This window comes from Pseudomonas azotoformans (genome assembly GCF_001579805.1).
GTDB lineage: Bacteria > Pseudomonadota > Gammaproteobacteria > Pseudomonadales > Pseudomonadaceae > Aquipseudomonas > Aquipseudomonas azotoformans_A.
In genome coordinates this window covers 2,235,546-2,257,306 of the sequence record NZ_CP014546.1, presented here as the reverse complement: position 1 = coordinate 2,257,306, position 21,761 = coordinate 2,235,546, and the positions used below count along the sequence as shown (strand labels likewise).

The 21,761-nt window shown below is 62.7% G+C and carries 16 protein-coding genes and 2 pseudogenes; 8 read left to right on the top strand and 10 right to left on the bottom strand.

The window, feature by feature from the left end; translation table 11 throughout:
- Positions 1–7 precede the first annotated feature (7 nt).
- From AYR47_RS10400 to AYR47_RS10385, 4 genes and pseudogenes are all read left to right on the top strand, one after another.
- Complete coding sequence (locus AYR47_RS10400) at positions 8–889, top strand: type II secretion system F family protein (RefSeq protein ID WP_061435170.1); 882 nt, start codon at positions 8–10, stop codon at positions 887–889.
- Between the two features lies 1 nt (position 890).
- Entirely contained in the window at positions 891–1,778 is an 888-nt protein-coding gene (locus AYR47_RS10395) for a type II secretion system F family protein (RefSeq protein WP_033897324.1), read from the top strand.
- Between the two features lie 10 nt (positions 1,779–1,788).
- Positions 1,789–2,500 (top strand): annotated as a pseudogene (locus tag AYR47_RS10390) (tetratricopeptide repeat protein).
- A gap of 10 nt (positions 2,501–2,510) precedes the next feature.
- On the top strand, positions 2,511–2,780 hold the full coding sequence (locus tag AYR47_RS10385) for a DUF3613 domain-containing protein (RefSeq protein WP_061435169.1): 270 nt from the start codon (positions 2,511–2,513) through the stop codon (positions 2,778–2,780).
- Between the two features lie 3 nt (positions 2,781–2,783).
- Here AYR47_RS10385 and AYR47_RS10380 read toward each other — a convergent pair whose 3' ends face one another.
- Positions 2,784–3,572: a response regulator transcription factor gene (locus AYR47_RS10380; protein WP_061435167.1), complete on the bottom strand. Its 789-nt coding sequence runs from the start codon at positions 3,570–3,572 to the stop codon at positions 2,784–2,786.
- Between the two features lie 126 nt (positions 3,573–3,698).
- Complete coding sequence (locus tag AYR47_RS10375; RefSeq protein WP_061435165.1) at positions 3,699–4,148, bottom strand: prepilin peptidase; 450 nt, start codon at positions 4,146–4,148, stop codon at positions 3,699–3,701.
- Positions 4,149–4,220: 72 nt separating this feature from the next.
- Here AYR47_RS10375 and AYR47_RS10370 point away from each other — a divergent pair, with 72 nt between their 5' ends.
- Positions 4,221–4,664 carry a TadE/TadG family type IV pilus assembly protein gene (locus tag AYR47_RS10370; protein ID WP_033897329.1) on the top strand — a complete coding sequence of 148 codons (444 nt, stop codon included), beginning with the start codon at positions 4,221–4,223 and terminating at the stop codon, positions 4,662–4,664.
- Positions 4,661–7,378 carry a PAS domain-containing sensor histidine kinase gene (locus tag AYR47_RS10365; protein WP_033897330.1) on the top strand — a complete coding sequence of 906 codons (2,718 nt, stop codon included), beginning with the start codon at positions 4,661–4,663 and terminating at the stop codon, positions 7,376–7,378. Before AYR47_RS10370 ends, AYR47_RS10365 begins: the two co-directional genes overlap by 4 nt.
- On the opposite strand, the gene AYR47_RS10360 is transcribed toward AYR47_RS10365, so the two are convergent.
- The 6 genes from AYR47_RS10360 to pbpC all read right to left on the bottom strand — a co-directional run bounded on the left by AYR47_RS10360 (position 7,375) and on the right by pbpC (position 14,090).
- A complete protein-coding gene (locus AYR47_RS10360; RefSeq protein ID WP_061435163.1) occupies positions 7,375–9,321 on the bottom strand; it encodes a pilus assembly protein TadG-related protein in 1,947 nt (648 codons plus the stop codon). The two genes, AYR47_RS10365 and AYR47_RS10360, sit on opposite strands and share 4 nt — an antisense overlap.
- Before the next feature lie 104 nt (positions 9,322–9,425).
- A complete protein-coding gene (locus AYR47_RS10355; protein ID WP_033897332.1) occupies positions 9,426–9,983 on the bottom strand; it encodes a DUF4136 domain-containing protein in 558 nt (185 codons plus the stop codon).
- A 45-nt stretch (positions 9,984–10,028) separates the two neighbouring features.
- Positions 10,029–10,631, bottom strand: coding sequence for a DUF4136 domain-containing protein (locus tag AYR47_RS10350; protein ID WP_033897333.1), 603 nt, complete (start codon positions 10,629–10,631; stop codon positions 10,029–10,031).
- Positions 10,632–10,655: 24 nt separating this feature from the next.
- The gene (locus AYR47_RS10345) at positions 10,656–11,405 is read right to left on the bottom strand and encodes a methyltransferase (RefSeq protein WP_033897334.1); all 750 of its coding nucleotides are present in this window, start codon (positions 11,403–11,405) and stop codon (positions 10,656–10,658) included.
- On the bottom strand, positions 11,398–11,706 hold the full coding sequence (locus AYR47_RS10340) for a MazG-like family protein (RefSeq protein ID WP_061435160.1): 309 nt from the start codon (positions 11,704–11,706) through the stop codon (positions 11,398–11,400). The genes AYR47_RS10345 and AYR47_RS10340 overlap by 8 nt, the downstream gene beginning before the upstream one ends.
- Before the next feature lie 53 nt (positions 11,707–11,759).
- On the bottom strand, positions 11,760–14,090 hold the full coding sequence (pbpC, locus tag AYR47_RS10335; RefSeq protein WP_061435159.1) for a peptidoglycan glycosyltransferase PbpC: 2,331 nt from the start codon (positions 14,088–14,090) through the stop codon (positions 11,760–11,762).
- 90 nt (positions 14,091–14,180) lie between these two features.
- Here pbpC and AYR47_RS10330 point away from each other — a divergent pair, with 90 nt between their 5' ends.
- Positions 14,181–14,474 carry a hypothetical protein gene (locus AYR47_RS10330; RefSeq protein ID WP_016977007.1) on the top strand — a complete coding sequence of 98 codons (294 nt, stop codon included), beginning with the start codon at positions 14,181–14,183 and terminating at the stop codon, positions 14,472–14,474.
- 35 nt (positions 14,475–14,509) lie between these two features.
- Here the strand turns inward: AYR47_RS10330 and AYR47_RS10325 are convergent, their stop codons facing one another.
- Positions 14,510–19,408, bottom strand: coding sequence for an alpha-2-macroglobulin (locus AYR47_RS10325; RefSeq protein WP_061435156.1), 4,899 nt, complete (start codon positions 19,406–19,408; stop codon positions 14,510–14,512).
- A gap of 152 nt (positions 19,409–19,560) precedes the next feature.
- On the opposite strand from AYR47_RS10325, the pseudogene AYR47_RS10320 reads away from it, so the two are divergent.
- A pseudogene (locus tag AYR47_RS10320) lies at positions 19,561–20,899 on the top strand (MATE family efflux transporter).
- Here the strand turns inward: AYR47_RS10320 and AYR47_RS10315 are convergent.
- Complete coding sequence (locus AYR47_RS10315) at positions 20,844–21,737, bottom strand: alpha/beta hydrolase (RefSeq protein WP_061435154.1); 894 nt, start codon at positions 21,735–21,737, stop codon at positions 20,844–20,846. The pseudogene AYR47_RS10320 and the gene AYR47_RS10315 sit on opposite strands and share 56 nt — an antisense overlap.
- Positions 21,738–21,761: the final 24 nt, after the last annotated feature.

Sequence of the window (21,761 nt, the reverse complement as noted above, 5' to 3'; positions counted from 1 at the left end):
GCGCGTGATGATAGGACCGGTGTTGTTGATTGTTTGCCTGCTGCTGATCGGCCTATCGTTCTGGCAACTTCAGCATGGCCTGCGCAAGGCCCAGACCGACCGCGTACTGGAACGCCTCGGCCAGGGCCAGCCCGAAGCACAGGACGTCAACACCACGTGGACGGGCCTTGAACGGATGTTTCAGCGCGCCGGGTTGGGCAAACCCACCGACCGCCTTGGCCTGTGGGTGAGCGCCTGGGTGATCGGCGCATTGTTGGGCTGGCTGCTGGCCGATGGCTTGGGCCTGATCGCAATGATCGTGGGGCCCCCCCTGTTCCTGCGGGTGTACATCAGCTGGCGTTATCAACGCCGCGTGCAACGCATGGTCGAGCAACTGCCGCAGTTGCTTGACCACAGCGTACGCAGCCTCAAATCCGGCAGAACCTTGGCCGATGCCGTATTGGGTGGCGTCGAGAGCACTGAAAACCCGCTCAAGGAAGCCATGGGCCGTGTGCAGCGCAACGTGCGCATGGGCGTCAGCCTGCCGGACTCGGTCAGCGACTTTGCCGAGTTCTACGAACAGGACGAATTCCGCCTGTTCGCCCTGGGCTTGAAGGTCAACCACCGCTATGGCGGCAATGCCAGTGAGCTGCTGGAAAACCTGATCAAGATGATCCGCGAACGGGAACAGGGCGCCCGTCAACTCAAGGCCATGACCGGTGAAACCCGCATGACCGCCTACGTGCTCGGCGGGCTGCCGATACTGATCGTGGGCTACTTCATCATCGTCAATCCCGATTACCTGATGACCATGTGGAACGACGGCACGGGGCGCATCATGCTGTTCAGCGCGCTGGCCATGGACATCAGCGGCACCTTGCTCATGTGGCGCATGCTGAGGAGTGTCTGAGATGGCACTGCTGGCCTGTGCCTTGTTGTTACTCGCCGCCCTGGTCTTGGTGGGCGGCCAGTTGCTCGAAAACCGCCGGCGTGATCGCCAGGTCGCTGAACGCCTGCAAGGGCGCATGGGTGGCGATGCCAAGTTCGGTACGCTGTTGCGTCAACTCGGCGCAAGCAGCCTGGCACAGCGCTCGGTCAGCCTGGACAACGAGACCCAGGTGCTGCTCAACCGCATCGGTTGGCGCAAGGCCAGCCAACGCTCGTTGTTTGCGGCCTTTCAGATCGGCTTGCCGATCGTGCTCTTGGGCCTGACTTTTCTCGGCCAGCAGATTTTTTTCCCTGACATGGACCCCGCCTGGATTGCGCCCCTGTTTGGCCTGGGCATCGGCTACCTGCTACCTAAACGCGTGCTGGCCGCCGCCGCCAGGCATCGTCAGCAGGCCATCGCCAAAGAAATCTCAACCTTCATTCCGCTGCTGCGCATCCTCTTCGAATCGGGCATGGCAGTTGAACAATCATTACGCGTACTGGGCACCGAAGCCCAACGCTTGCTCCCTCACCTCACCCATGAATTGCGCCTGATCCTGGCGCGGGTCGACTCCGGGCTGGAGCTGGGCGAAGAACTGGGCAAGACCGCGCGTTTGCTGGAGGTGGATGAATTCACGGACACCTGCATCATTCTCCAACAATTGATCCAGCAGGGCGGCGGCGCGATGAAGTCCTTGCTGGCGCTCAAGCAACTGCTCGACGACCGCCGCCTGACCCGCCTGCAGGAATACATTTCGAAGATGTCGGCAAAGATGTCAGTGGTGATGATGGTGTTCCTGTTTCCCGCGTTGCTGATCGTGCTCGGCGGCCCGGCCTTTATCGGCATCGCCCGTGCGTTGGTCCATTTTTGAGGAGACGTTGATGAAAGTACTGATTGCCGGCATGGCCTTGCTGATGCTCGGCGGCTGCGCCACCAACGGCCAATCACCCTGGGCCGCGCTGACCTCGCCGGGCAGTTGCGCCAAGCCGAGTTCGGAGCAGGAACTGGCGCTCAACCTGTCCGATGATTTAGCCAACGAAGGCAAGCTGCACGCCAGCCTGGCGAACCTGCAGAACCTGCCCGACGCCTTGCCTCAGGTGCGTCAGCGCAAGGCCCGCACGTACCGCCTGCTCGGGCGCAGTGAAGCCGAGCCGCTGTACCGCAGCCTTCTCGGCACCTGCATGACCGCCGAAGGCGAGCACGGCCCTGGGGCAGTTGGCAGTCGCCAAGGGTGACAACGGACTGGCCATGGCGCACCTGCAACGCGCGGCACAGCTGGCGCCCACCGACGAAAAGATCCGCAATGACTTGGGCGTGGTGTACCTCAACCAATTGCGCGTGGAAGACGCTCGCTTTGAGTTCATGACCGCCATCGAACTCAAGCAGGGCGACCCGTTGGCCGCCGTCAACCTGGTAACGCTGTTGATCTATCAGGATGACTGGGGGCAAGCGGCCAAAGTGGTCAGCCAACTGGGCCTGAGCCGCGAGCAAGTCACGGACGCCCAGGCCCGTGCGGAAAAACTCAAGGGTGCCCGCACGGCGGCGCGCAAAGTCGCGACAGTTCGCGATGGCCTGCCGGTGAGCCTCAAGTAAGGAGTGATCGATGAAAGCACATTACCTGATCGGGCTGGCGCTGTTACCACTGGGTGCCATGGCCATCGAACCCGGCCCGTCATCACCGCAGCAGGCGGAAACGGAAAACTGGATGGCGTTGCAGATCAATGGGCGGGCCGCTTCGCCGACGCCGCAAAGGGCCACGCCCGCGGAACGGGAGCAGTCCTTGCAGCGTTGGCTGGACAGTCACAAGCACCCGATTCCGGAGTTTTATGAATCGGAGTCGGGTGGGGGTTCTAAAGGCGGCAAGAGCCAGTGACGCTCAATGGGCGGTCACTCGCTGGCGCATCGCCGAGTTGCTCGGCGACAAGGCCAGTGCCAGTTGGGTGCGGTTATGCATATGGGTCAGGCGCAATACCTGGGACACGTACAGCTTGACGGTGTTCTCGGTGATCCCCAGTTCGCAGGCGATCTGGTAGTTGGTCTGGCCCTTGCCCACCAGGCGCGCAACGTCAAGCTGGCGCGGTGACAGCTGGTTGAAGATGGTCGGAATTTCCATCGGCCCGGCGTCTTCGGCAACCAGATCGGCCTCATCGGCCAACCCGGCGCTTGGGCTGCGACGCACTTTGTCGAGGTCCTGGTACAGGTCATTGATGGATTCGGAAAGGTATTGCAGCTTCTGGTTCAGGTGCCCCAGTTGCAGTTCTTTCTGCCGCTCCTCCAATGCCGCTTCCTGGCGCTGCAGGCCTTCGAGCAACTCGTCGAGATTGATCGGTTTCTGGTAGTAGTCCGAGATCCCCGCACGCAGGGCCTTGATCACGTCCTGTTTGTCGGCGCGCCCGGTGAGCATGATCGCTTCGAACGCCCGCGCCTTGCCCGCCACCTTCTGCATGGCCTGCACCAGCTCGATGCCGTCCATGTCCGGCATGTGCAGGTCGCACAGCACCAGGCCGATCTCGGCGTCTTCGCTGAAGCGCTTCAAGGCGTGTCGGCTGGACTCACACGGGACGCAGCGGTAACCACTGCTTTCAAGAAATTCGCAGAGCTCTTCAACGATCAACGGTTGATCGTCGACCACGAGCACTTTCACCGCCGAGGTAAGCTTGTTCACGCGCTACTCCATGCCTGGCAAGCCAAAAGATTGACCTATCCTTTTTGACGAAGAATCCTATGCATCCACTCAATAAACCTAGACCTACTTTCCGACTATGTACATAGCGATAGAGGCCTTCTGCGACTAATGGATCCAAAGCCAGTAAAGCACAAACCCTGTCAATACAAAGGGGGCATATGGCTGCTTTGTTGACACGCCCGGTGACGATACCCCGCGGCGCGCGCTAAGCCTTTGATGGATAAGCACCCAGGCGCCCTGAAACACGGCGGCACCGATCAACGACCACAATAAGGCATCCAGATTGCTCGCCAGGGCCAGGGCGGCCAACAGCTTCACATCCCCTGCGCCAAAGCGGCCCAGCGCATACCCCGGCAAGGTCAGCAACAGCGCCACGGCGAAGGCCCAGCCCCCATCGGTGGCGGGCGCACCCAACCAGGTCGTACCCGTCCACACCAGGTAGATCAACGCCAACAACGCCGCCCCCAGGGTCAAGCTGTTGGCGATTTGCCGTTGACGCATGTCCTGCAACGCGCAGAGTCCCAACCAGAGCAGTATCACCACGCTATGGATCACGTAAAAAACATCCCTTTTCGCTGAATGATTCTATGCTGATATCAAGTAGTAGCCGTCAGGGTAGACGCAGTCATGAAAACAGGCCTGCCTGGAAAGCAAAAAGGTGCAGCCGCGATTGAGTTCGCCCTGGTCTTCGGGATCTTTTTTGCGGTGTTTTATGGCTTGATCAGCTATAGCCTGCCGCTGCTGATGTTGCAGTCGTTCAACCAGGCGGCGGCGGAAGGCGTGCGCCAGGCGATGTCGGTGGACCCGGTGGCCGCCGGCACCGCTTATCCCACGCAGGTGACCACACTCGCCAAGACAACGGCAAAAAACCAGCTGAAGTGGATCCCGGCCAGTTTCCAGTTTTCGGACGACCTGATCACTGCCACCTACACCGGCAACACGCTGACCGTTTCGATCAAGTACCCCACCAGCCGCCTCTATTCGGTATTCCCGGCGCTGGTGTTGCCGGTCATCGGCACCGTGCCGAATCTGCCGGCCAACCTGTTGGTCAGTTCGAGTCTGCAGCTTTGACCTCGGGGGACAAGCTCTTCGGGCGCCTGCTCGGCCGCAGCAGCGCGCTCGCACTCGATACGCCCGGCGCCCCTGTGCCAGGGCTGCACCTGCTACTGGATGCTCAGGGCCGTGTGCTGGACTTCAGTGGCACCCTGCGCGCGCTGCTCGCCCCCCATGAATCACGCCCCTTGCTGCGCGAGTTGTTGTGCGCCAACAGCGCCTTGAGTATCGAAGGCCAGCCCGCCGACTGGCAACACCAGAGCCTGGACCTGGACTTCCAGGGCGTCGCCGGCCGGACCCTGCACACCCGGGGCTGGATCGAGCCCGAAGACGACGGCTGGCGCTTGCACCTGCAGGACGTCAGCGACTTGCTGGCCGGTAGACAACTGGCCCAGCATCGCGAGCAGAACCATCAGTTGGCCTGCCAGATGAGCGAGCAGTTGCGGGTGTGCAGCCTGACCCGCCTGCCCGAGGTGTTCAACGAGCACCTGCGCAGCCTGGCCCAGCGCTGGCACATCCCCTGCGTGGCCATGGCCTTGCTCGACGAAGAAAACCAGGGCTGGCGGATCTACAACCACTACGCCGCCCACGATGCACCCGCCTTGTGGCAGACCGGCCAGCACCTGGGCACCAGCCTGGACAGTGCCAATGGCAACACGCCGTTGAGCCTGGCCGAGGAGCGCAGCGACAACCCGCGCCTGCACAGCATTTTCGGCAATGCCGATGGGTTCCTGGTGCCTTATCGTGACAGCCAGGGCGTTGCCGCCTGGTTGCTCTGCGGCTTCTACAGCGGTCAGCAACATACCAACGAGCGGGACTGGCTGAACCTCACCGCCGCCCTCGCCGCCCCGTTGTTGAGCCGACTGCGCGAGCAACGCAACCACCAACAGCTCGACCGTATGGAAGCCCTGCAAGGCCTGCTCGGCACCGGCTGGTGGGAACTGCTGCCGGCCACCCAAGAGATCCAACTGGCCCCGCAGTTGCTGCACAGCCTCAGCCAGGATGACGGCCCAACCCGCCAGCCGTTGGACCAGTGGCTTGAACTGATCCACCCCGCCGACCGCCAGGCGTTCAACAGCCGTTTGCACGACCTGCAAGCCCTGGGCAAACCCTTGATGACCAGCGTGCGCCTGCAACGCACCGACGCCGAGCACAACCCCCTGTGGTATCGCGTCCAGGGCCAGGTGCTGGGCGTGGGTGATCACCGGCGCTGGATCGGCTTCATGCTCGACATCAGCGACATCAAGAACCAGCAACTGCAAGCCGCCGCCGCCCATGCGCGCCTGGACAACCTGATCGCCAGCTCGCCAGCGGTGATCTATGTGCAGCGCTATGTCAGTGGCGCCCTGCACCCGGCGTTCTTCAGCGACAGCCTGCTGCCGCTGCTGGGTTGGACCCTGGCCGACTGCAACCCTGACAGCCTGGCCTCGCTGATCCACCCCGAAGACCGCGAGCTGTACTTCGAGCGCAGCCGCCAGCTACTGCGTGAAGGCAACGTGCGCAGCCGTTACCGCCTGCGCGATAAACAAGGCCATTACCATTGGCTGCTGGACGAAGCCAAGCTGTTGCGCGACGACCTCGGCCTGCCAGTGGAAGCCGTCGGCCTGTGGTTGGATGTCACCGAGGCGACCCTGGCCGCCGAGCAGATCAAACAGAGCGAAGAGCGCTACCGCATCCTGGTCGAAGACTCCCCGGCGATGATCTGCCGCTATCACCCGGACCTGACTCTGACCTTCGGCAACACACCGCTGGCCAATTATCTGGAATGCCCGCCGGCGCAATTGCCGGGGCTGAACCTGGGGCACTGGCTGTCGGACGAACAACGCCTGGCCTTTGTGCAACGCATCGAACAATTGACCCCGGAATTCCCGGTCAGCACCGCCGAAATCAGTCTGGAACTGCCCGGCCGCGAACATGCCTGGTGGGTATGGTCGGACCGGGGCGTGTTCGACGAACAGGGCACACTGGTGGAGGTGCAAGCGGTGGGCCGCGACAACACCGAAGTGCGCCGCTCCCAGCAGCAACTGACCCAGAGCGCCAAGATGGCCACCCTCGGCGAAATGGCCACCGGCCTGGCCCATGAGATCAACCAGCCGCTGAACGTGATGCGCATGGCCATCGTCAATGTGCTCAAGCGCCTGAGCAACGGCGACGCGCAGATCGACTACCTAACCGAAAAGCTCCAGCGCATCGACACCCAGGTACAGCGCGCGGCGCGCGTGGTGGACCATATGCGTGTGTTTGGCCGCCGCTCGGAAATCGAACAACAGCCCTTCGACCCGTCACAGGCAGTGGAAGGCACCCTGTCGCTGCTCGGCGAAGGCCTGCGCGGCAAGGGCGTGGACCTGCGCATCACACCTGCGGACTTCACGGCGCAGGTCAAAGGTCATGTCGACCAGCTTGAGCAAGTGCTGATCAACCTGATGGTCAACGCCCGTGATGCGCTATTGAGCAAACGGGAAAAGGATCCTGGGTTCCGCCCGTGGATCGCCCTGCACTGCGAGCATGACAGCCGGCACGTGCGCATCTGGGTGGAGGACAACGGTGGCGGCATTGACACACGGTTGCTGGAGCGGATTTTCGAGCCGTTCTTCACCACCAAGCCGATCGGCGTGGGCACCGGCTTGGGTTTGTCGGTGAGCTACGGGATCGTGGAAAACATGGGTGGGCGCCTGAGCGTCGCCAATGGCGAGCACGGCGCGAGGTTTTGTGTGGAGTTGCCGGTGAGTTAAATCACCAGGTAGGCGCGGCCCATGTGGCAACTGAGGTTGGCGCCGACTTCGGCGTTGCCCAGGCTGATGCCCAGCGCCGAGAGCAGTGTGTTGACGATGGGGTCGAGTATCGGCGACAGGACGTTTTGGACAAGGCTGACCACCGAGCTGATGATGGTCGCCAATGCGCTGGTCACGGTGCCGTTCGCCGGGTTGGGTGTGCTGCCGCTGGGCGGCACGTAGGTGACCTGCAGACCGTTCAGGGTATTGCCCAGGCTAAACAGGATATCGGCGGTGCCGGGTGGTTTTTTGTAGATCGTTGCCGCGTTGATGTCATTCACCGGATTAAACACCAACGTATTGGTTTGCTCGGCTATGGTGGACAACGCTCTCAGATTCAGGCCGCCGCCGACACCGGGGGTGCGCGGACCACACACCAACGTCAGCAGGCAAAAGCGTTGGCCAAAGTCGATCAGCCTCACCGGCTGCACATTCACTGCCGCAGACGATGAAAATGCCGACACCGGATCAACATAACCCACACCCAGGGTGGCGAGTGAAGTGGTGGCCTGCACCGTCAACGACTTGGTGGCCGGCGTGGCGCAACTGAAGTCCGTCACGTGGCTCTCTGCACTGGCCGCCTCGATATAGATGGACAAGGTCTGGGTGATATCCACGTCAGCGACATTACACCCCACTAAGCACACGACACCGGCCACCACATCCAGAAGATTCAAGTTCAACAAACCACCGACCACCTTGGATACCGGCGTCGCAAGCCCGCTCAGAATCGATGAAACCCCCGACACCACCTTGATGATCGGCGCATCAATCGTGACCAAGGTGCGTACCTGGGCCGTCCGCACAAAAATCTGATCCGTTCGCGGGTTATTCAAAAGCCCCGCCTTGGCCTTTAGTGGATTGCCAATCGCCGACATTTGCGGTGGCTCGATGACTTTGGTCTGGATCGAGACGGTGCCTACCAGCGGAATATTCACTTGGGCTGCCGCACTGACCGCACTTTTGCTACTGGAGAGCTGCGCCACGGTCTCCAGTAACTGAAACAACTGCACACTGGTATTCAAAGCTGCCGCCGGCGTCCCGGTGGCGACTTTCAGCAAATCGCCAACCTTAAGAAGCTGTGTATTCGGAGCAATGGCTTTCACTGTAATCAAATCATTGATGACCGCCGAGGCGACCGCACCGTTTTTCTGCAGGATCGTCACGGCGGCGTCGAGCAACTGGCGGGCGGAGACCGCGGTGCTTAGCAGCGCGTCGTAGTCGCCCGCCTTGATTTTCAAATCAATCGCCAACTGATCCAGATAGCTGAGCAGGTTCAAGTTCGTCGTCAGCAAGCCATTCCAGCCTGCGGCCGTCAGGGACAGGCTGCCGCCCAATAGATTGCCGATCACCAGGTTCAGCAACGGGGAGTTGGCCGAATTCACGGAGGCCAGACTGCTGCGAATGGTCAGTTGCGCCACCGGTGGCGCAGCCGCAGCCACGGCGGTGGCACTCAATATCGTCTGAGCGGCAACCGGCGCACCGCTGAACATGTTCCAGATACCACTGGCGAGACTGGTCATGACACTGCGCGTTGCGACCACGCGTATGGCGTCGTTCTTGGTCGCATCAGCGACGAACACACGGATATTGCTGGCATTGGTGGGCAAGGTGCCGCAGGTCACGGCCAGGCCCCGACTGTTGTCGCCGGCGACCACGGTAAAACCGTTGCGCGCGGCGTTTTCCTTGGCGTAGTCATTGGCCGTGGTGGAGGGCGTGCACAGGCCGCCACGACCGGCGGCTTCCAACGCGGCGGTGTCGGCGATGGACTGCAACCGGCGCTTTTCCAGGTACAGGCGGCCGCTGTCCACCGCCAGCAGCATGAACACCATGGCCACCGCCAGGGTGCCTGCCGCCATCAAGCCAATCGCACCACGCTGCCGGGAACCCAGTTGGGGAGACATCAGGCACTCCTTAGCGCTTACTCTCCAATGTTGGTTTGGAGTGTAGACAAGGCTTCAGGTGCGCGCTGGCCAGTCGCCACATTGGCGACTGGCGGAAGGTATTTCTAGTGCGGTGGGTAGCTGGAAAGGACGCGGGTGACGGTGGTGCGGATGGCTTTGTCGCGGTCCTGGGGGTTGGGCGAGGTGGCCATCATCTGTTCGTCGCTGCCGCGCCACACCAACTTGCCGTCCTTGCCGTCGAGCAGGTCGATCTGGATGGTGGCGACTTTGTAGGTGATGTTGCGCGTTTCGTTGTACATCGGCGCGCCCCAATAGCCGTTCCACGGCCCGCCCCAGGCGCCGCCATAGTTGGTGGTGACTTGTTGCTGGCGGTCTTCGACGATCAGGTAGGCCTGTACATTCAGGTCAGCCTTGCTGCCCGGCGCCGCTGGGCGCAGGCCGCGCTGGTCGAGTTGCTCGCCGACGGCCTGGCGGATGCGCTGTTCGGTGAGGTCACTCTTGATGCGCGGATCATCCGGACGGTATTGCAGCGCCGGGTCTTTCCAGGCCCAGCTGCGGTAGGCACCGAAGTCCCGGCTGGCGTCAAAATCGTGGTTGACCTGGCTGGTCTGGCAACCGCCCAGCAGCACTACAACAGCAAGCGTAGCGATACGACGAAACATGGTTTATCTCCAAAGAGCGACCCGCGCTAAAGATGAGAATAGCTGTTAACTGGGAGGATACGCCGTCATCGCCTTTTGCACCGCCTGGCGCAAGGCATCTCCCCGCTCACTGAGGCTTCCCTGGCTGCCGGTTTCCGCACTGGCACTCCACACCGGCTGGCCGGTGCGGGCATCGAACAGGTTGACGCGAACCACCACGACCTGCACTTCATAGGTGCGCACGATCGGCACCGAGTTGTACATGCCGTAACCATTGCCATAGCGGTTGTAGCCGCCGTAACCGTAGCCGTAGTCATCCTGGACCTGCTTGAGGCGCTTCTCCAGGCGCACGTCGGCGCTGACAAACAGGTCCGCCGGGCGATTGTCATGCAAGGGGCGCAGCCCGCGTTGATCAAGGGCACCGCTGACCGCTTCGGCAATCTGCGCTGAATCCGCCCAGGCCGTGCCCGCCGGTAACTGGCCGTTGCGCCAGGCCCAATTGCGGTAGGCGCCGTAGTCGCGCACGGGCGCCGGGTAGGCGCTGGCATCAAAGGTATTGGCCGCCTGGGGCGGCGCCGGAGGGATCGGCGCCGAAGCGGCAACATAGGGGTTCGGGCTGGAACACGCGCCCAAAACCAGGGACAACAGGATCAAACAGAGACGACGCATTTCGACCTCCGCAGACTGGGCCGCTTAAACCGGACGGCAAATCCAGTGCAAATAACGCCCAAGTCCGGCAAAGCTTGGGTGACGACGGTGAGCGAGTTCCATCTCCAAAAGGTCCTGCAAATTGGCGCGGGCCTGGAATTCCACCGGCATATAGTCGTGGAACACCCGCACGCCGCTTTGGCTTTCGACCTGCCAAAGGCCATCGAGTTGCGCCGCCAACTCACGGGGATCGAGAGGTTGTTGCGGCGTCAGGCTCTGCTTTTCGCCGGCCATATCGTTCTTGCGCATTTTGCGGAAGTGGCCTTTGAGCAGGTTGCGGTAAATCAGCGCATCGCGGTTGTAGAACGCCAGCGACAGCCAGCCGCCGGGCACCGTGAGTTGGTGCAGCACCGGCAGGATCGCGTGGGGCTCGGCCAGCCATTCCAGCACGGCGTGGCACAGCACCAGGTCGTAGGGTTCGGTGAGTTGGCCGAGCAGGTCCTGCCAGGGTGCATGGATAAAGGTGGCGGTTTGCCCGGCATCCGCGAAGCGTTGACGGGCGCCTTCCAACATCGGCTCGGCGGGCTCGGCCAGGGTGACCTCATGGCCTTGTTCGGCTAACCACAGCGACATATGGCCCAGGCCCGCGCCGATATCCAGCACGCGCAAAGGGCGTTTCGGCAGGGCCTCGGTCAGGTCGGCCTGGAGCACCGCCAGGCGAATCGCGCCTTTGGCACCGCCGTAGATTTTCTCGGCGAAACGCGTGGCCAGTTGGTCGAAATGACGATCACTCATGGGCAAACCGCCGTTCACTGTCGGCCAACTTGGCGAGTACCACCTCGTTCATGTCCAAGCCCAACTCGCTGCACAGCAACAGCAGGTACAGCACGATATCGCCGACTTCCTGCCCGGCATGGGCGAGTGTGTCGGCCGGCAGCTGGCGCGACTGGTCTTCGGTCAGCCATTGGAAGATTTCCACCAGCTCGGCCATTTCCACGCTGGCGGCCATGGCCAGGTTTTTCGGGCTGTGGAATTGTTTCCAATTGTTGGTATCGCGGATGCGGTGCAGGCGTTCGGTGAGGTGTTCGAGGTTCATGCGGCAGGCTCCTGAAGGGGGATAGCTTCGGGCCGAAAGCGCCGGAAGGCAAGTTAATCCACCACACTGAATTCGATCCTGGCCGTCTGCCCCGCCTCATCCAGCACACTCAGCTGGTAGCGGCCCAGGCGCTCGAAACTGGTGTTGATAAAGTCCTGGTTGGCGCTGTCCCCCAGCGGCGCGCCATTGAGGAACCACCAGCGTCGCCCGCTCCCTCCCAAGGCGGAGATTTTCAGGCGCAGGGCCTGTTGGCTGGCGGCGGGCAGGCGCAGTTGGTCACCTTCGCGCACGCCGACAATCGACAACGGCGACGACGCGGCCAATGCCGGAGGCGGGCACTCGGGATCGGCGGCCGGGATACGCGCTTCGCGGCGCTCGACCCGTGGCAGCCAGGGCTCCAGCGGCGCGGGCCACAGGGCGATGTTTTTCGGCTCGGCGCCGGGGCAATGGGCGTCGACCCGCAAGCCCTTGGCATTAACCCACACGCTTTCCATCAAACCCACGCTCAACGGCTGGTCCAGTGCCTGCAAGGTGGGCGGCGTGGTGTTATCCAGGGTCCAGGCAAAACGCTGGCGCCAGCAATTGGGGTCACTGCGGCTCATGGGCTGGCCCAGCGGCCAACAGATCGCCGCCACGCCGACATTGGCCGGCACCGGTTTGACGGGGGCGCTGATGCCGCGCTGGCTGTCGCGGTTGGTCAGCACGTCATGCACCTGCAACATCAACGGCGCGGCCGAGGCCAGGCCGAACTGGCCCGGCACCGGCGTGCCGTCCGGGCGGCCGATCCACACGCCGATCAGATAACGCGGTCCCACGCCGATGGCCCAGGCATCGCGAAAGCCGTAGCTGGTGCCAGTCTTCCAGGCCAGCACCGGGCGTTGCACCAACTCGGCACGCGGGTCACGGTCGGGCCGCGCCTGGCCGCTGAGGATACGCCGCACAATCCAGGCGGACCCTGGCGACAGTAACGGCCGCTCCCTGAGCGTATCGTCCGGCTGTAATCGAATAGCGGCGCTCCTGCCGTCCCGGGCGAAGGCGCTGTAGCCGCTCACCAGGTCTTCGAGGCGACTGCCTGCGCCGCCCAGGATCAGCGCCAGGTTCGGTTCGGCCAACGCCGGCAGCGCCAACGGCACACCGCCGATGCGCATTTGCGCAGCAAAGCGTTTGGGCCCATAGGCCTCCAGCAACTGCACCGCCGGCAGGTTAAGTGAGCTCGATAGTGCCGTACTCGCCGGCACTGCACCGGTAAACCCCATGGAGAAGTTACCCGGCCGGTAATCGCCATAACGCCGGGGCACGTCCTGCAACAGGGATTCGGAGTGGATCAGGCCGTCATCCAGGGCCATGCCATAGAGAAACGGTTTCAACGTGGAGCCCGGCGAACGCAAGGCGCTGATCATGTCCACATGGCCGAAGCGCTTGGCGTCGTTGATATCCACCGAGCCGAGGTAGGCGCGCACGGCCATGCTTTCCTCTTCCACCACCAGGATCGCGGCGGACGTGTGCTCCGGCAGCCGCGCGCGCCAACCCAGCAGCAGGTCTTCAAGACGGCGTTGCAACGTGGCATCCAGAGTGGTGCGGATCAGCGGCGGGCTGTCGGGGCGGTTCAGGCGGCGCGCGAGCAGGGGCGCCAGGCTCGGCTCCAGGCGTGGGGCGAGCAGCAAAGGTTCTTCCAGGGCTTCATCGACGGCCGATTGTGGCCAGACCTGGAACTCCGCGAGGCGGCGCAAGACTTTGTCGCGGGCTTGCTGGGCACGTTGGGGATGGCGATCCGGACGCAAACGGCTGGGCGCCTGGGGCAGAACGGCGAGCAAGGCGGCTTCGGCGTGGGTCAGTTGCGCAGGGGATTTGCCCAGGTAGGCCCAACTGGCCGCCGCCACACCCTGCAACGTACCGCCGAACGGTGCGCGGTTCAGGTAGAGGTTGAGGATTTCGCCCTTGGACAGGTGCCATTCCAACTGCGCCGTGCGCCACAACTGGCGCAACTTGCCGTGGAAGGTGCGTGAATGCGGATCCAGCAACCGCGCCACCTGCATCGACAAGGTGCTGCCGCCCGACACCACCCGCGCACCCGTGAGGTTCTGCCAGGTCGCCCGCGCCAGCGCCAGCGGATTCACACCGGGATGCTGGTAGAACCAGCGGTCCTCATAAGTCAGCAGCGCGTCCAGGTAATACGGCGATACTTCGCTGGTCTGCACCGGGTAGCGCCACACGCCATTGGCATCGGCAAACCGCCACAACGGCGTGCCATCCTCGGCCAGTACCACCCGCGCCAGGTCATCCTTGGGCAAGGGGAGCGGCCAGATGCGGTCGGCCAGCCACAGCAAGGCCACCACCAACAACAGGCCGGCCAAGGTCCAACGGGCAACTAAACGCAAACTCAAACGGGCAAACCTCTATGCTGGTAGGGAACTAGCCTGTTGCAATAACAACCAAAGGCACAGATACGCCCACCTTCTCATCAGGACACACATATGCAGGTAGAAAGCTTTTTCGGCTGGTTGGGCCAGGCGCTCGGTTCCATCATCCGTTTTATCGTCGACGGGCTCAGCGGCCTGTTCGGTGCGCTGACCAATGCCGGTGGCAACTTTATCGATGGCCTGTCCCGCACCTTGGGCATGGACACCTCGATCATCAGCATCATCACCCTGATCATCGGCCTGATGCTGCTGTACTCGGCGGTGCGCGCCTTTATGCGGGCGTCGATCATCATGGGGATTATCTGGTTGCTGTTGGGCCTGTGGCTACTGAGCTGGGTTGTGCATTAACAACGGGGCCATGACGAACATGGCCCCGTTTTACATTAACGCCCCTTGATCACCAGATCCGCCGGCGTCTCACCCACCGCCTGCCAGTTCGGCCGGTACATCGACTCCACTTGCGGCGGTGGCACACGGTAAGTACCTGGTGTCACGGCACGTGCCAGGTACAGCAGGTGCGTGGTGCCGGAGCCTTCCAGGTTGATCGCCGCCACGTAACGGTCATCACGGAACTCCTGGTGCTTGAGCGATGCGTTCTGCATCGACTCACGCCACTCCTTCACTTGGCTGCTGGCGTTTTCCAGGCTGGCGGCGCTTTGCGCCAGGTTCTGGTTCTCCAGCTCCAGGCCAGCCGGCAACAGGTCCACCACCAACGCATCCGGCACCCGCTGCTTGGCACTCACCGCCAAATGCACCAGCACCAGATCACCACTGTTGAGGCTGCGCAGGTTCAACGGCTGGCCGTTCATGCCCAGGTATTCGCGGCGGATGCTCAGGTTGTCGCCACCCGGTGCCGGTGGCACCTGTGGATAACCCGAAATCGTCAGTTGCTGGTACACCGGCGTCTCACCCTGATTGCTCAAGGTCAGATCACTGGACAGCCACTTGCCTTCCAATTCCAGCGTCGACTGCTGATTGTTCAGTTCCTGCACACCGCCACTGCCCGTCAATGACACTTGCCAGTTCGCATCAGGCTTGGCAAACCCAAGACGCCCGGCCAAGAACAGCGAGTTACGCTCCTGAGTCGACAAATACGGGCTGGCCGCCAGTTGATCCGACAGCGTGAACAAGCGCTCCTCACGCTTGCCCTTGGCCAAGTCGTTTTCTTCCAGCAAGGCCAAGATCATCGCCTGGTCGCGCAACGGGCTACCGTAATCGGCCAGCCATTCATTGGCATTGCGCTGCGCCGCCAGGCCGGCGAGCAACGCCTGGTCCGCACGCGGCTGGTCGCCCATCTTCTGCAATGCGATAGCCAATTGCACCAGCGGCAGACCGGAGCGCGCATCGCTGCGGCGTTCGAAGATGCTGCGCAACGCGCCCAACGGCGCCTGCTGACTGCGCGCCAGCACCATGCCCGCGTAGGCCTGCACGGCAAAGCGGGTGTGGTCGGCATTGTCGCTGTAATCGACGTCGATCAGGTTGCGTTCCTGCACGTAGCGCAGCAGACGCTCGCTGGCCTTTTTCAAGGCTTCAGGCGGCACCGCGAAACCCTGGTCGCGAGCGCGCAGCAGGAAGTCGGTGACGTAAGCCGTCAGCCAATATTCCTCTTCGCCATCCGCGCCCCACAACCCGAAGCTACCGTTGTAGCGCTGCATGCCCAGCAGGCGTTCGATGCCCAGCTCGATCTTGCGTTTGCGTTCGCTGTCCGACTCGCCTTTGATCGACAGGCGCTTGAGCAGCGCATCATCGGCGTACAGCGACGGATATAGACCGCTGGCAGTCTGCTCCAGGCAACCGTAAGGGTAGGCCTTGAGCGCACTGATCTGCGCACCGAGGTTCAGCGGCGGCCGACTCGACAGGCTCAGCAGCGCCTGGCGTCCCGAGGCATCGAACTGATCCAGCGTCCCCGCCGGCAAGCTCCACGGTTGATCCTTCAGCACCGCGCGATAGTGCTTGAGCAGCGCCGGATAAGCCGGGCGCACGCCCAGGGTCCATTCGCGCGTAAACGGCGGCAGGTTCTCACCCGGCAGGTCCAGGCCATTCACCGTCACCTTGACCTTGCCCTGCCCCAACCCGCCCCAGGCTTTCACCGGGATACGCAGGGTGGTGCGCTGGCCTTGCTTGAGTTCGACGGTTTGCGCGCCGCTGTTGACCAGCTCCAACTGCCCATCGGCGCTCAATTGCACATCAAGTTTCTGCGGTTTGCCCGACAGGTTGGACAGGTCCAGCGCCAACGTGGTCTGGTCGCCACCCGCCATGAAGCGCGGCGCCGACAGCTCGGCAATCAGCGGGGCGGCAATCACCGTCTTGGCTTCGGCCATGCCGTAGCGATCGTCGCTCCAGGCCTGGGCCATCAGGCGCAGTTCGCCGTTGAAGTCGGGAATATTGACGCTGACTTCGCCCTCGCCTTGCTCGTTCAACGTCACGGGGGCGCTTTGCAGGGCGACGATGGTCACGCTGGTGTCCGGGCGCTTGCCGCCCTTGGCGAGTGCCGCATCGCCACCAAATGCCAGGCTGGCCAATCGGCCCTGGCCGGCTTCGATCAACTGACCGTAGATATCGAATTGGTCCACGCCGTAGGCCTTGCGACCAAACAAGCTGGAATACGGGTCCGGCGTCGGGTATTCGGTGATATTCAGGATGCCCACGTCCACGGCAGCAACCAGTACATGCACCTGTTTCGGCACGCTGCCATCGGCATTCTTGGCGGCGATTTTCACGGTGAGCGGCTGTTTGGGGCGCATTTTTTCCGGCGCGCTGAGGGTCACGCCAAGCTTGCGCTGGGTGCGATCCAACGGCAGATGCAGCAGGCCTACTGCACGTTTAGGCGTGATGTTGGCTTTGCGCTCGCCGGGGCGGATCACCAAGGCGCTGACATACAAATCATGACGCGACCATTTCGGATCAAGCTTCACCGCGAAGCTCTTGCCTTCAGCCGGCACCTCGATTTCCTGCCACCACAATGGACCTTCCGCAGACTCCACCAGCAGGTAGCCCTTACCGGCCGCCGGCGGCGTGACGGTCACATTAGCCGTATCGCCATCGCCGTAGGCCGGTTTATCCAGCGCCAGCTTGACCTGATCGGGTCGCACGGCGCCGCCTTCGGTGTTGTCCTGGGCCTGGTAGCCAGCCCAGAAGCGCAGGCTGCTGACCAAGCCGGTCTGCGGGTCTTCGACCTCGACGCGGTACGGGCCCCACTCCACCTGAAAGCTGACTTTGGCAGTGTCTCCCGCCTTGATGTTCAGGGTCTGCTCGTCGAGGTTGAGGAATTTCTCGTTGAAGTGATAGCTCCAGCCGTCATTCTCGGAGTAGTTCCAGTAGTAGTCGCGGCGCTCACGCACCAGGCGCACCTTGAGGTTCGGCGCGGCGAGCTTCTGCCCGTCCTGGTTGGCCAGCAGCACTTCGAATTCCGCCGGGCCGTCGCCGTTGGTTTCCTTGCCATCAAACAGTCCGCGCAGGCCCGGAAGTTGCTCGGCGGGCCAGATCGGCTGCACCAGGCGCCGGGTGATCGGCCGTCCGCCCGACTCTTGCAGGCTGGCCTGCACGATCAGTTGCAGCGGCGACTTGGCCTCGGCCCATTTGCTTTCCAGGGTCAGCGCTTCCTGGCCCTTGGCGTCGAGCACGCTTTCTTCCAGTTCGAAATCCTGGCTCATTTCCTCTTCGGTGACGGAGCCGAACTGATAGCCCGGCAGCGACTTGACCGCTTCGCGCAACGGCCGCACATAGACTTGGCCGCTGACGCGATTGCCCGAGGCAGGCGCGCCGTACAGGTAACGGCCGTTGACCTGGATCACCGCGTCGTCCGCCGGCTTCAGCGGGGTGTCGCTTCCCTTGAGTTCCAGCGCCAGGCGCTCGGGCAGGAAGTCTTCGACAAGGAATTCATACAACTGCGGCTTGCCATCGCCCAGGTCAAACACCAACTGCCAGCGCCCGGTCGGTGCTTCGCCAGCCAGTTGCAGTTGATATTGATAAAGGCCAGAGGCGTCGGCATCCCAGACGAATTTGCGGCTGACCTGCTCATCGGGTCGACGCACTTCGACGCTCACCGGCTGCGGCTTGACGGCATTGCCGTCCTTGTCCCGCAGCAGGGCATTGAGCAGCACGGTTTCGCCAGGGCGATACAGGTCACGCGGGCCGAATACAAAGAACTGCAAAGGGTGGGAGGGCTGGCCGCCGATGTCGAACTCGGCCAAGTCCAGCGCGGCGCTGTCGAGGCGCAACATACTGGTCTGTTCACCTTGCTTGGCGAGCAGCACCTGGGCCTTTTTCGGTAATGGCAACTCGGCGTGGCCACCCTTCTCGGTCTTGCCCTGGCCCAACACACGGCCTTCGGCGTCGAGTACTTCAAGGTCGACGTCGTCCAACGCCTTGCCACCTTCCAGCGCCTGGGTAAACACGTCCAGGCGATTGGCGTAACGGTGCACCGACAGGCCAATATCACTCAGCGTAAACAGCGTGGCCGGTTGGGAATAGTTGTAGGTGCCCGAAGCCCGCATCACCGCCAGGTACACGCCTGGCTGTTGCAATTGCTTGAGGCCGGCGATCGGCAGCAGCAGGGTTTCGCGGGTGTTGCGCGCCGGGTTCAGGTCGAAACGGCCACCGTAGACCAGGTCGGCCAACGGCAGCAGTTCGCGGGATTCATAGCTTTGCAGGCTGGTGTTGCGGCCCCATTGCGCGAGGAAGGTGGGCAGGGATTCGGGCTTGATGCGGAAGAATTCGACGTCGATCTTGTCGACGTTCAGCGCGATCACCGGCAGGCCTTCGGCCAGGCGCGTCGGCAGCAAGGTGCCACGGCTGGCAAAGCCGACAGTGGCTTGCAGGTCGCGGGTTTCCAGGCGCGCGCTGTACTCGGCGGCGAGGGTATTGTCGTTGACGGCCTTCACACCGGCGTCGACCGTGAGCACCAGTTTGCGCTGCGGTTCCAGGTGGCGCAGGCGCAATTCCATCAGGTTGTCGGAGATTTCCCAGGCGCCATCGACCTTGCCGGACTTGCTGTCCACCAAGTGCAGTTTGTCGGCGAATTTCTGATCGGGATCCAACGGAATGGAAAAGCTCACGGAGAGCGTGCTGGCGCCGTCGAGCTGCACTTCGGACACGTCCACCACGCTCAACTCGCGCCCGGCGTAACGCTGTTTTAGCGCCGCCACATCCACCACGGCCTTGGCCGGTTTGGGCGCAATCGTCGCCGCCGCGGGCGCGGTCGGGGCAGCCGGTTTATCGGAGGAATCGCAGGCGCTCAGCAGGGCCAGCGCGCAAGCCAGGAACAGTCCTTTGTTAAGCATGGGGCACTCGTAGTGGGAGGGGCCGAGGGTGAACTATATATCAGCCCGCGTGGGGCCGATGAGGTGCTGGTCACATTGACCGACGGAGGGTGGTTTGGTTCTGCCGCGCTGCCAATGCCCGGTTACAATGCCGCTCCTCTGAAGGAGCCTGCATGCCCACCTTACTCACTGACTGGCGCCATCGCCCCACCCACCGCCGCGTCTGGGCCCTGGCCGCGCCGATGATCCTGTCGAATATCTCGGTGCCGTTGGTGGCGCTGGTGGACAGCATGGTCATCGGCCACCTGCCCCACGCCCACCAGTTGGGCGCCGTCGCGGTCGGCGCCAGCCTGTACACCTTCCTCGCCTGGGCCATGGGTTTCCTGCGCATGGGTTCCACCGGTTTCGCCGCCCAGGCTGCCGGGCGCAATGACGGGGCGGCGCTGCGGCAGATCCTGCTGCAAGGCCTGCTGCTCGCACTGGGGCCTGGCGATGCTCTTGGGTACGGTGGGCATTCCGCTGAGCCATCTGGCCTTGGAGTGGATGCAGCCCTCTCCCGAACTCAATCAACTGACCCAGGATTTTTTCCACACCCGCCTGTTCGGCCTGCCCGCCGCACTGGCCAGCTACGCATTGGTCGGCTGGTTTCTCGGCACACAAAATGCGCGGGCGCCGTTAGCGATCCTGCTGACCACCAACCTGGTCAACATCGCGTTGAACCTGTGGTTCGTCCTCGGACTGGATTGGGGCGTGGTCGGTTCGGCGCGTGCGTCCGTTGTGGCGGAATGGACCGGCGCTTTGCTCGGCCTGGCGATGACGCAGAAAGCCCTGCGCGCCTACCCCGGCCATATTGCCTGGGCCGCACTCAAACTGTGGGAGAGCTGGCGCCCGCTGCTGGCGGTCAACCGCGACATTTTTATCCGCAGCCTCGCGCTGCAATCGGTGTTTTTCATGATCACGGTGCAAGGCGCGCGCCTGGGCGACGCCACCGTGGCCGCCAACGCGCTGCTGCTCAACGGCCTGTTGCTGGCCGCCCATGCCTTGGATGGATTGGCCCATGCGGTCGAAGCCCTGTGCGGCCACGCCATCGGCGCCCATGACCGCCAGGCCTTGCGCCGTTCATTGGTGGTGGCCGGCGGTTGGTCGTTGATCGCGAGCATCGGCTTTGCGCTGCTCTTCACAGTGGCCGGCCACCTGTTTATCGCCATGCAGACCGACATCCCCAGCGTGCGCGAAACCGCCGACCTCTACCTGCCCTATCTTGCAATTCTGCCGTTGATTGCGGTGTGGAGTTACTTGCTCGACGGCCTATTCATCGGCGCCACCCGCGCGCGGGAGATGCGCAATGGCATGCTGCTGACCGTCTTGCTGACACTGCCCTTCGCCTGGGCGTTGCAGGGTTTGGGCAACCACGGGCTGTGGATAACCTTCCTGCTGTTCATGGCCCTGCGCAGCCTTACTTTGTGGGCGATTGCCTGGCGCTTGAACCGGCAGGACCAGTGGCTTGGATAAACGCGGTGACACGGTCCAGCACCGGCGCCAACCAACGCAAAGGTCTGGCGATTGCCCCCACCAGCGTCTGGTGGTTGGTCTTGCCGAAATAGACTTCCTCCACCGGCACACCCGCCGACCGTAATTGCTCAGCCAGCCCACCGGTATTGCGTTTGGGATTGACGAGCTTGTCGTCCTTCGAAGCGATCAGCAGGCTGGGCGGTGCGTCATGGCTGACGTGGTTGATCGGCTGGGAATCCGGCGGTGAATCAGGGAAGAAAAACACCGGTTTCACGTCAGTGTTTTCAATCGGCAGAAAGTCATAGGGCCCGGCCAGGCCGATCCAGCCTTTGAAAATTGACGGCGTCAGGCCAACCTCTTTCAGCCAACGCGCATCCAGCGCCAGCATCGACGCGTTATAGGCGCCGGAGCTATGCCCCATGACATAGAGCTGTTGGGGATCACCACCATATTGGGCGACGTGTTGATAGGTCCAGGCAACGGCGTGGGCGTTGTCTTGGAGGAAAGCGGGATAACGCACTTGCGGGTAAAGTCGGTAATCGGCGATCACCACCACGATGCCGCGTGAGGCCAGGGCTTCGCCGACAAAGCCGTAGTCGCTCCTGGAGCCGCTGTTCCAGCTGCCGCCGTAGAAAAACACCACGACTGGAGCATTGGAGATAGCCGGGGCAGGTCGGTAGATATCGAGCTTTTGCCGGGGATCATTGCCGTAGGCGATGGCTGAAGTTTTGGTGAAGGTGTTGGAGGGGGTGAGTGCGTTGAGCACTTTGATGGGCGAGCAGGCCGCAAGGCATGCCGCGACGACCAGGGTGAACGCTTGCAAGAATACTCTCGACATCGCCAACCCCTTATACGTGTGAAG

Coding starts and splice junctions, on each gene's coding strand:
- AYR47_RS10355 (WP_033897332.1), bottom strand. CDS start 9,983: ATGTTTCGTCGTATCGCTACGCTTGCTGTTGTAGTGCTGCTGGGCGGT.
- AYR47_RS10400 (WP_061435170.1), top strand. CDS start 8: ATGATAGGACCGGTGTTGTTGATTGTTTGCCTGCTGCTGATCGGCCTA.
- AYR47_RS10325 (WP_061435156.1), bottom strand. CDS start 19,408: ATGCTTAACAAAGGACTGTTCCTGGCTTGCGCGCTGGCCCTGCTGAGC.
- AYR47_RS10315 (WP_061435154.1), bottom strand. CDS start 21,737: ATGTCGAGAGTATTCTTGCAAGCGTTCACCCTGGTCGTCGCGGCATGC.
- AYR47_RS10385 (WP_061435169.1), top strand. CDS start 2,511: ATGAAAGCACATTACCTGATCGGGCTGGCGCTGTTACCACTGGGTGCC.
- AYR47_RS10345 (WP_033897334.1), bottom strand. CDS start 11,405: ATGAGTGATCGTCATTTCGACCAACTGGCCACGCGTTTCGCCGAGAAA.
- AYR47_RS10330 (WP_016977007.1), top strand. CDS start 14,181: ATGCAGGTAGAAAGCTTTTTCGGCTGGTTGGGCCAGGCGCTCGGTTCC.
- AYR47_RS10395 (WP_033897324.1), top strand. CDS start 891: ATGGCACTGCTGGCCTGTGCCTTGTTGTTACTCGCCGCCCTGGTCTTG.
- AYR47_RS10360 (WP_061435163.1), bottom strand. CDS start 9,321: ATGTCTCCCCAACTGGGTTCCCGGCAGCGTGGTGCGATTGGCTTGATG.
- AYR47_RS10370 (WP_033897329.1), top strand. CDS start 4,221: ATGAAAACAGGCCTGCCTGGAAAGCAAAAAGGTGCAGCCGCGATTGAG.
- AYR47_RS10350 (WP_033897333.1), bottom strand. CDS start 10,631: ATGCGTCGTCTCTGTTTGATCCTGTTGTCCCTGGTTTTGGGCGCGTGT.
- AYR47_RS10340 (WP_061435160.1), bottom strand. CDS start 11,706: ATGAACCTCGAACACCTCACCGAACGCCTGCACCGCATCCGCGATACC.